Consider the following 10,500-nt stretch of genomic DNA (forward strand, 5'->3'; position numbering starts at 1 on the left):
CGCGGTCAGCCGAGGATCAGATGTTCCAACTGTCCACGCAGGCTCGGCCAATCGATTGAGGGGGAAGGCTGGTCGAGCGGCTCAAAGGCTCGGCGGAAGGCGTGTCCGGTGAGCAGATCGTTGACCATGCTCAGCCGTTCGCCGATATCGGGGATGCGGAGCAGGTCCGTGCCAACAGCCTCCATATAGAGACTGAGCAATGCCTCGCTGAGTTTCCGGGTGCTGGTGACGAGGTGCTCGTGAAGTTCCGGGTCGTCAGCTGCCGCTACCCACAGCTTCATGCCGGCGACAAAGCTTGTACCTGTGTAGTCCTGCCACATCATGTCCAGCAGCGCCCGAAGCCGTGCGGCGTCATCGGTGGGGATATCCGCGAGCGCGTCGCGTGCGGCGGTGAGCCGGTCATCGCAGAGCTGATCAAGAGCGGCGATCACCATATCGATGCGGCGTGGGAAGAAATGGCTCCGTGCGCCGAGCGAAACGCCGGCGCGTTCGGTGACGTTGCGGACCGTAGTGGCCGCGTAGCCGACCTCCATGATGGATTCGATGGTGGCGTCCAACAACTTTCGGGTGGTCTCTTCCCGGCGTTGCGGCTGGGAGCGACGCTCGGTCACCGGATACCTCCGAATTATGAATGCCCTCTTGTGTAATCGGGCTGAGGGGTGCAGCATATATCTCAAAACCAGATCAATTGGTCTATTTTGTGAATGGGCAAGGGAGCGACAACATGACCGTGACCGCACCAGCGATGGAGCCCTCGGCGAGTGTTACGGCATTGGAGCGGCGTGTGTTCGATCGCATTGGAGTGCCGTCCAGGGAGTTGATGCGCTTCCTGGACTGGGTGGGGGCCCGTCCTACCGAGGCGCAGCTGGCCACCTTTCGTACGTATACCAAAATGGGGGACGCGCTGGCCGATGATCTCGTCGCCGCGATGAGCACACTTCCGAAAGGATTGGGACGCAAGCAGTTCAATGATGCGCTCGATCACGGGATCGAGACGGTCGAGGACCCATTGCCCGAATTGGTGGCCTTTATCCGAGAGGCCGAAAGCACCCCGTATTGGGTCGACTTCCGCAAGATCGCCCGGGCACAGCGGGCGTTGCGGGACACTCCCGTCCGTCTGTCGTTCGTTGGGTCGCTCGCGGTGACGTTGCCGGCCAGCTTTCTCAACGAACGGGGCGGAAACGAGCTCTTGGCACGTGCGGGTGGCGTCGATAATGCCTCCGCAGCCAGGCTTGTCGATGCGGCATCGTGGATGTTCTCGTGCGGACGTCCCGGCGGTATGGATCGCTTCGGCGACGGGTTCAAGGCCACCGTGCGGGTCCGACTCATCCACGCCTACGCCCGTCAAGGGGCGCGGCGGGCAGCGGACTGGGATGATGATGCGTTGGATTGTCCTGCCGGACAAGCGCAAACCGCGGCGGGATGGGTGCCGATCCTCGCGGGCTCGCTCAGTCTGGTCGCATTTGGCGCTATTGGTTCACCTGCGGACCTGAAGGCGGTGCTACACCTGTGGCGGTATCAAAGTCATCTCATGGGGGTGCGGCCGGAGCTGCAGGTGGATTCGCTCACCGAGCTGGCTCGGTTGGCCTACCTGATCCTGCTGACTGACGGTGGCAGCGACCACCACACCGGCCATTTGACGCACGCGACCCTGGACGCCGTGCCGGAGGTCTATGGACTGCCGAGATCGGGACCGCTGGTTGGCACGTTGCGATGGGCCTTCCGCCGATTTCACGCCGAGATTGCCGGTATTGCGTATGGACGTCAGCGCAAGAAGTTCGACCTTCCCGCGCCCAGCCCGCTGTTATTGGTGGTTCCGTTTTTCACGGTGTACAACCTTGCCGCCGCGGGTGTCAGAAGGCTTAGCCCCGCCGCGCGGGCGCGGTTCGAACGTCGGCAAAGTCAGATCTTGGACGCCGCAATCGAACGCACCCGACCCAAGTCGATATTGGAGTACGCTCGGCCGTAACACGCGCGCCGGCGATACGTGAGGACGGCCTGATGAAGGTACACCACCTCAATTGCGGCACAATGGCATTCGGATTCGTTGACCATTGTCTGTTGGTGGAGACGCCCAGCTCCGGCCTGGTGCTGGTGGATACCGGGTTCGGTGTTACCTGCGTCCGGAATCCCCGAATACTCGGTTGGACGCGACGCATTGTCGGGCCTGTCCTACGCGAGGGGGAGACGGCGGTGCGGCAGATCGAGGCGCTCGGATACGACCCAGTTGATGTGCGGCACATTCTGCTGACTCATTTGGACTACGACCACACCGGTGGCCTTGCAGATTTTCCGTGGGCGACCGTGCACGTGCACGGCCCCGAGCATCGCGCCAGCAGGCAGCCGACCACCGTCGATCGAATCCGTTACCGCACTGAGCAATTGTGTGGACACGGAGTCAATTGGCGGGTCAACGACCTCGATGGCGGTGAACCATGGTTCGGTTTCGACGCCGTTCGCGACCTGGATGGGCTGCCGTCGGAGATCTTGGTGGTGCCGCTGTACGGCCACAGCCGTGGCCATGTCGGCATCGCCATCGACACCGGAGACGGCTGGCTGCTGCACGCCGGTGACGCCTATACCGAGCCACATGCGATCGGCACCGGCCCGCTGACCACCGCGAGCAGGGCGATGCACATGATCACCGCCCATCCGAGTCACCCGCGTGCGCAACTGCGGAACATGCGAAGGCTGACCGATCTCGTTGCCGATCACGCCGAGGACGTCACCGTCTTCTGCAGTCACGACAGCGCGGCATTCGCGCGGCTTGTGCGGGAAGGTGTTTGAGCGGCAACCAAGAGCTAGACGACGGTGACCGTTCCGGTGCAGTGAGCGACGTTCTCGTCACTCCAGAACGAGCCGGACCGGCCGCCGTAGTCAGTGGCGATCTCAACCTGGCCGGGGCCGGTGACGACGTAGAACGTCGACGCTCCCGCCGTGCCGCTACCGTCGCCGTGCGCCTCACCGACGGCGCCGGTGGTCAGGTTTCGCCAGTGGAAGTAGGCCTGTTTGGGTCCGGCCAGCCCGTCGGTGGCGTTCATGTTGATCGTGCCGGGAATCAGCTCGCGTCGCTCATCGGCCTGGCTCGCCTGCCAGGCGCTGACGCGCACATCGCCATCAAAACAGAGCGCTACCTCACCCGACGGTGCTGCCATCGCTATCGGACAAGTGGCGAGCCCGGCGCCGAAAACGGCCAGGGCGAGGGCGGCGGCACCGCCGATAGGTAACGAACGCATGCTCGGATTATCGCTCATGTGCCGTCGATCTGGCCGGAGTTCGGAGTTACGTCGCGCCCAGCGCCGCACCGATGAGGCGCCAAAGTCGTTCGGTGATCTCGGTTGGGTCGGGGAGTGGGGTGATGCGTAGCTGCTGGGCGATACCGTGTCGGATGCCGCCGATGATGAAGGCGCCGGCGCTGTCGGCGTCGATGTCAGCGGGTAACTGACCCACATTCTGGCCGCGGCGGATGTTCTTGGCGGCGTTGTGGCTGATGCGCTGAAGATAGGCGGCCTCCAGCTCCGCGAGCTGTGGGTCGAGGGCGGCCCGATTGAGCAGGACGGGGGCCAGCGGGTCTGCGACGTGATAGTCGACGAATCGGCGAGTGCGTTCCTGTTCGTGGACGTGCCAATCGGTGTCCATGTGCAGATGTTCGTCGGAGATTGCGTGGACGAGGCCCTCGTAGAACTCGTCGTAAATGACTGCGAGCAATCCGCCTTTGGACCCGAAGTGATGGTAGAGCGCACCAGTGCTCAGGCCCGCTCGGCGGGTCAAGCCGCTCAGGTCCATTAGACCGCTCCCGCGGACGAGTTCGTCGCGGGCTGCGTCGATGAGTTGTTGACGTCCGGCGGAGGTGCGTGCCACGATGTGATCGTACAAAACATAATTATCTTATGTTGGAGGAGTCGCGATGAGCACAGAAGTGACGTCGTTGATGGATCTGAATGGTGATCTGGCCGGAACGTACCGACGGACCGCAAGCGGCGGCGAGTCCGTTGATCCGGCCGTCGTGGAAGTGGATTTGGCGGCGTTACAGCGCGATGGGTACGTGATATTGCGCGATCTGCTTACCGCAGAAGAACTTGGTGAGGTTCGGGAAGCCGTTGTGCCGCTGCTAGATCTACCTGGCCGAAACCAATTTGAGGGACACACCACGCAGCGGGTGTACAGCGTGCTGAACAAGACGCGCGCTTGCGATCGGATCGCGGATCATCCCCGGGTGCTGGCTCTGTTGGATCGACTGTTCTTGCCCAACTATCTGTTGTCGATGCTGCAGGTGATCAATATTCAGCCCGGCGAGCAGGCGCAGATGTTGCACACCGATGACGGCTTCTATCCGATCCCGCGGCCCCGCGCAGCCTTGGGCGCGGCGACAATCTGGGCGATCGACGACTTCACCGCCGATAACGGTGCCACCGATATCGTTGCGGGTAGCCATCTTTGGGGGGATCGTAGGCCCGACGAGGCCGGGCGCAAACCCGTGGTGATGACGGCCGGGTCCTGTGTGTTCTTCCCTGGCACGCTATGGCATGGCGGCGGAGCGAATCGATCCGATGCCGCGCGTCTGGCGCTGACGGCTCAGTACTGTGAGCCGTGGTTGCGCCCGCAGGAGGCGTTCACGTTATCCATGACTCGCGATACCGTCCGCGCGGTATCAGAGGACATTCGACGCATGCTCGGGTACAGCATCCATCCCCCGTTCATCGGCCAGGTCGACGGTATGCACCCCAAACGACTGCTCGATCCGGGCGCGCAGCCTCTCTAGTGCTGATAGACGTCGTTGAGTGTCACCGTGCGCAATTGCCGTTCTCCGATGACGTCGAGCAGCTGGTGATAGACGGTGGTCACCGGAGGGTGGTTGAGGTGGCCGATGACGATTGCCTGCGGATTGAAGTACTTGCGGGCCATATCCACGATGTACTGCGGGGTCACGACCGATGAGTCCGATAGTGATCCATACCAGAGCACCGGCGGTCCATAGCCCAGGCTCTGCGCAACCGAATCTGTTGCCGCGTTGTGCTTTCCGTATGGCGGCCGGAAGAACGGCGCTGGATTGACCCCGTAGGTGTTGGTCAAGAACTTGGTATTGCGGGTCAGTTGGTCAGCGATCTGCTCGGCGGTCAGTGTCGTCAGATTCGGATGAGACCACGTGTGATTGCCCAACTGGATCTGGCCACTGTCGACCAGTGGACGAAGCAGCCGAGCATGTTGGGTCCAGCCGGCGTTCACGCCATTGACGAAGTAGGTCAAGCGAATTCCCGTATCACGCGCCAGCTGGGTGTAGGCGGCGATCACGTCGGCATCGGTTCCGTCGTCGAGGGTCAATGCGAGCAACCGCTGGCCGTCGGTGCGGGCAGGCAGCGCGGTCAAGGCGCCGCCGCCAGGCAACGGCACCCGCGCCGGCCCAGCCGGACCGCTCGCCCCGGCTGACGTGCCGGGGTCGGCGGCCGCAGCAGCGGATTCGAGGACAGATGTACCTACTGCGGCAGCGCCTGCCAACAGTGTCAGAAACCGACGGCGGTCGAACACATCGACAGGGTAGCGCCGCAACCTGGACATCCCGCGGCGCTGCTGGTGGTGTCGGGCTAACGTTTCCCCGTGATCAATTTTGCTCTGAGATCGTGCGGTCTGCGAGGGCATGCGACATTCGCACCCGAGGAACAACAGCTGCGCGAACGACTGAGGGTCGACACGCCTGCTGGGGAGGCCTGGCGATGCTTGCGTTGTGAGACGTTCGTGGTGGGGGAGCCGCGCTATCGAGGCCCGGCCGATACGGCACCCGAGATCCCACGTGGGCGGCTGCTGCGCGACCGGACCCTGATGCGGCTACTGGCCGTCGAGCGTGTGTTCCGGGGTCTGGTTATCGTGCTGCTGGCCGTCGGCGTGGTCAAAGTTCGCGGCGCACGCGAACATCTCCAACAGGTTTTCGAACAGGACCTACCGCTGATACGTCCGTTGGCCAACCAGATCGGCTGGAACCCGGACAATTCCAAGATCATTCGCCATATCGGCGAGGCATTCTCGCTGTCTTCTTCGACGCTGATGTGGGTGGCGGTGGGTCTTGCCGCGTATGCCACGATCGAGTTCGTCGAGGCCATCGGCCTGTGGCTGATGAAGCGTTGGGGCGAATACTTCGCGGTAGTCGCGACGAGCATCTTTTTGCCGTTCGAGGTTTATGAGCTCATTGAGAAGCAAACTGTTCTCAGGGTTTTGGCGCTACTGGTGAATGTCGTGGCGGTGGTCTGGCTGCTGTGGAGCAAGAGGCTGTTCGGACTCAACGGTGGCGGTAGAGCCTACGAAGACGAACATCGTGCCGAAAGTCTGCTGAGCGTCGAGCGTGCGGCGTTGACGGCAGATCCCTAGGGCCACGGCTGAACTCGATGTTCAGACACGGGTGCTTCCCGCATTCACTGTGGCTTTGAAGCGACCGTAGTGCTCGACGTCCTGGGCACCGCCTTCCGAGTCCCACCGGTTCTGCGCTGCGAACGAGTCGGCCTGCACCCGTGGATCCGGGGCGTCCACAGACAGCAACCGAGCGACGGTCGCTCTATTACCCGGGGCGGCTGCGTTCATCATGGTGTTATGGGCGATGAGCGGTTCGGTCTCAGGGGGAACGACCAACAGGCTCAGAAAGGCCCCGTGTTCTCCCTGGATGCTGATGGTGTTACAAGGCTGGTGGAGTGACCAGTTCAGACGCGCCAGATTGTCGGGAAACACCATGCGCCGCGAGCCTGACATCCATTCTGAAACGCGATAACCAACTCGGTCAATCGAACCCAAGCGAACGCTGAGGACTCTGAGTAGCTGAGGCAGTTCCACCGTCAAGTCTTTGGAGTACGGCCACCATGCGCCGTCTACGTGCCCAGTGGAGGGCGCTTTCGGCTTCAAACGAAGACGAACAGCCGATCCGCTTCGTGGTTTTGAAAACACTCGATGCGTCATCTGACGCTCCTCATCTCGGCCCCAGACCCGGAGTCGAATACCTCGACGCGGTCGCGTCCAATGGATGAGCGAGTACCAAAATATCGTCGTGATTTCCAGCCTACTCCGACCTGCTGCAGGAAGAAGTAGGAAGCAAGGAAAGGGTCGTCGGGTGGCTGTTTTCCCGGACTGATTGCACCGCTAAAACGAAGCCTCGCAAAGACATCCGTGACCCAAGGCGCGCAAAACCGGTAACTGTGACCCAACGCACCTATATCCGCATCCAGTGTTCACATTGCGGCGACGGTTGCCCTGTGTCACGCCGGTAGTGTCAAAGGCACATATCGCAAGGGGGCGAGGGCTGCAGATCCTGTACTGCAGTTGCAACGACCGGGGAGCCTCTGTTCGTACCGAGTCTTCCTGATGACATTGATGAAGGACGCGTGATGAAGGACGACATGTTTACCGGAATGACCGAGACGGGATGGGACCACGCACCGTGGGAGATTGAGCCAACGTTCTCGGATGAAGAGTGGGACATTCTGCTTGATGGATCGATCCCGGTTGACCTTGCGGCCGAACGGATCGGCTGCGTCGAGCATGACGTACGGAGACTGCGCGACAGCCGCAACATGCTGACGGCGGGAAGGGTCTCACCGCCCAATATCGATACGACCGACTTGACCGCGTAAGCGCTGGCGTAGCGTAGAGGGTGTCAGGCCGAGCACCACTACGGTGCTCGAACAGGCTTGACTGAACAGGACAGAGATCATGACTTCTACGATCACGTTCCAGACTCCCTACGAAAAGCGCGTTGAACTCGTGACCCAGGCGCTGATGGCGTCCTCAACGCTCGATAACGATCTCGCCAACAAAGCGGCGGTCGAGGTTTTGCGCGCGCTGGCCTCGATTCCCGAAAAGGTCCGTTAGCACTGCCACGTCAAGATCCATTCAAACGGGCAACTACTACGAGATGCAGGTCATCTCAAGGGAATTTCAGGATTTCTGAGAACCTGTCTGGACTGTCTTCAAGAATGATGTCAGCGCCCTCCGAACCGGTCCCGCAGTTGCGGATCGTTCTCCCACCAGAGTGAGGACGGTCCCGGATCTCGCGGGGCCGAGGTTTCGAGGGCCGATGAGGCCTGGTCGAGTTCGGCGTCAATCTGTGCGGCGTGGGCCTTGTCGTCTGCGGATAGTGCCCGCATGAGCAACAGGAGGAACGGCAACCCCAGGACATCGCCCAAGATCCAGAGGACGCCCGCGCCGATGGTCTGATCGGTGCGTAGATCTGGGCCCCATGCGCGGTGTAGCGCCAGGTAGTAGGCCGGGGCAACCAGCGAACCCTGCCACAGCACCAGGCCTAGTACGCCGTCGCCGATGGTTTCGGCGACGCTGATCACCAGCGATATCGGCTGTGGATATTTATGGGGTACTGGATCTACTTGAAGGCGCGCATAAAAGTACGTAAACCCGATCAATACCAACAATGTTCGTGTCGCCGCGGCGAGCAGACTGTGCGTGAGCGACGCCGTGTACCAGGGCGTCAGGTACAGCACCCATGGCGTGGCCAACATGGCCAGGGAGGTCGTGAGCGGGTGGGTCAACGCCCGCGCGGGTATCGAGGACAGTGCTCTGTCGAATCTGTCTAGGTCTATTGGGCGCAGTGCGTTGCGTACAACCGTCACGGGTCGACCGACGGCCAGAAAGAACGGTATGACCAGCAGCAGCAAGACAACCTGCAATGCCCGCATCCAGAACAGCACGTGCGCGTAGACGCCGATCACGCTCATACACGCCAGCACCCAGCATCCGATTCCGGAGAAGAAGCCAATCGTCCATACGGCACTGATATCTGGTTGGTGGCGCCGGGCCCGGACCAGGGCCCAGCTGTATCCCAGGCCCACCGATGCAACGCACAGCGCCGCGGCCACATCGAAGTGCCATGCACGCCAAGCCATTGCCCAGGTAAGAGGCTCCGCGGGTGAGAACATCTCAGGCGATGGGATAGGGGGATCGGGTGCGCGTCCCGGTCAGGTTGAGGGCTGCGGCCGCAATCGTCACCACTGAAGTCGACAGCACGATTGCAGCCAGGACGTCGACCATCCAGTGGTCTCCGAGATACAGACGGCTTGAGGCCACCAACATCACCGCGATCACCGCCGTCAACAGTGTTGCCAGCCGTCTCCAGCCGCTGTGGTGGTGAGCGATGACTACGGCCAACATCCCGACAAGAGCTGTGGTGCCCGTGACGTGTCCGGAGGGAAAGGACCAACCTGTTTCCGCGACCAGTTGAGCGCTACTGGGTGGACGGTGTTCTCCCACAGCCCATTTCGTCACTGCCGCAAGGCAGAACGCTGATACAACCGCCACAGCCACCGTGGCCGCAGTTCTCATCGAGTGTGTCGAACGCCAGATTGCAAGTGTTGCAATAACTGTCGCGACAGATATCGCGGATGGGCTTCCGATATCGGTGACATCGACAGCGGCCGAGGTGAGCCAACTGCGCCGGTGAATGACCATCCAGGCGAGCGTGCGGTGGTCGATGCCGGTGCCCGAGCCGTAACGATGCGCTATCACCGCCAGCCCCGCGAAGACCGTCAACAGCGCGGCGGCCAGGACCGCGGCCGCTCGCGAGCTCGTCCTTTCGGGTCGAAAGTTTCTCAAACTGAAAGTCATCGTGCCCTTCTCGTCGTTTCCGGACCGACGAGTCAGGCTAAGACCCCTACCTGCGAATCAGCTGTGGGAAGAAGCATCGGAGAGCAGCCGGTTAAGGGTGCGGCGTCCGATCAATCCGTCAGGCCGTGGCTTGCCAACCATTCGTCGACGGTCATGGCGGCTGTTGCTTCGCCGAGGGCCAGGACCGCCCGGGTCTGACTATTGATCATTTGTACAGCGGTGACGCTGATGACAATCCGTTCATGTCGGGTAGCGCCGTCGACGGCGCCGTCGATGTCTGAGGGGCGGCCCACCGAGCACTGCTTGAGGAGTTCCGCAGTGTGTGCGGCGGTAGTGTCGATGTCACGCAATCGGCGTCCAGCGCGGCGACGGATCTTCTCCACGTCGATGATTCCGCTGGCCAATGCGAGGTATTTACGGCGGGATTCCGGTGCATTGTCGACGGGTGGCGTGCGCCCCTCAAGAAGCGCATTCTGCCGGTCCAGCCAGTCGGCCGCTTCACGGATTCTGTCGGAGTCGTCGGCTGCCTCGAAGGCAAGATAGAAGCCCGCGACGGCGCGTCCGATCGGCGTCGACGTATCCACGGCCGGGGAGGGTGGCCGTGGCGGACGCTGAGGAGGAGCGGAATTCAACTGCAGGGAGTCAACGAGCGAAGGTAGGTCGCTCTGTGGGACATCCATCCATCTATCTTGGCAAAAAAATAGACATTGCGTACAGAAGTTCAGGCTCAAGGCAGTTGAACACCCCTGACCTGCTGCGACTAGAATTCTTCTCGAGTCTCAACCGGCCAACGAACCACCAGGAGTTGCCAATGGCCGCCGACCGGCCCACCGCATGGCAGTACATCGCTTACTCATATGGGAAGCGCCTGCCCGACAGCATGCGTGACTGGGTGGCCAATGACCT

Annotated in this window: 15 protein-coding genes; 7 read left to right on the forward strand and 8 right to left on the reverse strand. The window is 61.8% G+C overall.

Annotated elements, in window-relative coordinates:
• Positions 1-5: 5 nt before the first annotated feature.
• Entirely contained in the window at positions 6-611 is a 606-nt protein-coding gene (locus tag AB0H22_RS24900; protein ID WP_180750275.1) for a TetR/AcrR family transcriptional regulator, read from the reverse strand.
• Between the two features lie 113 nt (positions 612-724).
• Between AB0H22_RS24900 and AB0H22_RS24905 the strand changes: the two genes are divergently transcribed.
• Together AB0H22_RS24905 and AB0H22_RS24910 are read left to right on the forward strand one after the other, a co-directional pair.
• Entirely contained in the window at positions 725-1,969 is a 1,245-nt protein-coding gene (locus tag AB0H22_RS24905; protein WP_358149907.1) for an oxygenase MpaB family protein, read from the forward strand.
• Positions 1,970-2,001: 32 nt separating this feature from the next.
• Positions 2,002-2,787, forward strand: coding sequence for an MBL fold metallo-hydrolase (locus tag AB0H22_RS24910; RefSeq protein ID WP_358149909.1), 786 nt, complete (start codon positions 2,002-2,004; stop codon positions 2,785-2,787).
• A 14-nt stretch (positions 2,788-2,801) separates the two neighbouring features.
• Here AB0H22_RS24910 and AB0H22_RS24915 read toward each other — a convergent pair whose 3' ends face one another.
• Positions 2,802-3,236 carry a hypothetical protein gene (locus AB0H22_RS24915; protein ID WP_358149911.1) on the reverse strand — a complete coding sequence of 145 codons (435 nt, stop codon included), beginning with the start codon at positions 3,234-3,236 and terminating at the stop codon, positions 2,802-2,804.
• Between the two features lie 46 nt (positions 3,237-3,282).
• Complete coding sequence (locus tag AB0H22_RS24920) at positions 3,283-3,861, reverse strand: TetR/AcrR family transcriptional regulator (protein WP_180750269.1); 579 nt, start codon at positions 3,859-3,861, stop codon at positions 3,283-3,285.
• A gap of 46 nt (positions 3,862-3,907) precedes the next feature.
• Here AB0H22_RS24920 and AB0H22_RS24925 point away from each other — a divergent pair, with 46 nt between their 5' ends.
• Positions 3,908-4,762 carry a phytanoyl-CoA dioxygenase family protein gene (locus AB0H22_RS24925; protein WP_358149913.1) on the forward strand — a complete coding sequence of 285 codons (855 nt, stop codon included), beginning with the start codon at positions 3,908-3,910 and terminating at the stop codon, positions 4,760-4,762.
• Here AB0H22_RS24925 and AB0H22_RS24930 read toward each other — a convergent pair.
• A complete protein-coding gene (locus AB0H22_RS24930) occupies positions 4,759-5,526 on the reverse strand; it encodes a polysaccharide deacetylase family protein (RefSeq protein ID WP_358149915.1) in 768 nt (255 codons plus the stop codon). The two genes, AB0H22_RS24925 and AB0H22_RS24930, sit on opposite strands and share 4 nt — an antisense overlap.
• Positions 5,527-5,595: 69 nt before the next feature.
• Between AB0H22_RS24930 and AB0H22_RS24935 the strand changes: the two genes are divergently transcribed.
• Positions 5,596-6,360 (forward strand): DUF2127 domain-containing protein, encoded by a 765-nt coding sequence (locus AB0H22_RS24935; protein ID WP_180750266.1) that lies wholly within the window; start codon positions 5,596-5,598, stop codon positions 6,358-6,360.
• A 21-nt stretch (positions 6,361-6,381) separates the two neighbouring features.
• On the opposite strand, the gene AB0H22_RS24940 is transcribed toward AB0H22_RS24935, so the two are convergent.
• Positions 6,382-6,939 (reverse strand): DUF5994 family protein, encoded by a 558-nt coding sequence (locus tag AB0H22_RS24940; RefSeq protein WP_358149918.1) that lies wholly within the window; start codon positions 6,937-6,939, stop codon positions 6,382-6,384.
• A 425-nt stretch (positions 6,940-7,364) separates the two neighbouring features.
• Between AB0H22_RS24940 and AB0H22_RS24945 the strand changes: the two genes are divergently transcribed.
• A complete protein-coding gene (locus AB0H22_RS24945; protein WP_358149920.1) occupies positions 7,365-7,610 on the forward strand; it encodes a hypothetical protein in 246 nt (81 codons plus the stop codon).
• A gap of 79 nt (positions 7,611-7,689) precedes the next feature.
• The gene (locus AB0H22_RS24950) at positions 7,690-7,848 is read left to right on the forward strand and encodes a DUF6307 family protein (RefSeq protein WP_180750265.1); all 159 of its coding nucleotides are present in this window, start codon (positions 7,690-7,692) and stop codon (positions 7,846-7,848) included.
• A gap of 110 nt (positions 7,849-7,958) precedes the next feature.
• Here the strand turns inward: AB0H22_RS24950 and AB0H22_RS24955 are convergent, their stop codons facing one another.
• The 3 genes from AB0H22_RS24955 to AB0H22_RS24965 all read right to left on the reverse strand — a co-directional run bounded on the left by AB0H22_RS24955 (position 7,959) and on the right by AB0H22_RS24965 (position 10,178).
• On the reverse strand, positions 7,959-8,909 hold the full coding sequence (locus AB0H22_RS24955) for a cytochrome c oxidase assembly protein (protein WP_358149922.1): 951 nt from the start codon (positions 8,907-8,909) through the stop codon (positions 7,959-7,961).
• Position 8,910: 1 nt separating this feature from the next.
• Complete coding sequence (locus AB0H22_RS24960; protein ID WP_358149924.1) at positions 8,911-9,594, reverse strand: phosphatase PAP2 family protein; 684 nt, start codon at positions 9,592-9,594, stop codon at positions 8,911-8,913.
• Between the two features lie 110 nt (positions 9,595-9,704).
• The gene (locus tag AB0H22_RS24965) at positions 9,705-10,178 is read right to left on the reverse strand and encodes a hypothetical protein (protein ID WP_358149926.1); all 474 of its coding nucleotides are present in this window, start codon (positions 10,176-10,178) and stop codon (positions 9,705-9,707) included.
• A 227-nt stretch (positions 10,179-10,405) separates the two neighbouring features.
• Here AB0H22_RS24965 and AB0H22_RS24970 point away from each other — a divergent pair.
• Positions 10,406-10,500 (forward strand): DUF5313 family protein (locus AB0H22_RS24970; RefSeq protein ID WP_358149938.1); only part of this gene is annotated, 95 nt, incomplete at its 3' end.

This window comes from Mycobacterium sp. NPDC050853, assembly GCF_040653875.1.
Classification (GTDB): Bacteria; Actinomycetota; Actinomycetes; order Mycobacteriales; family Mycobacteriaceae; genus Mycobacterium.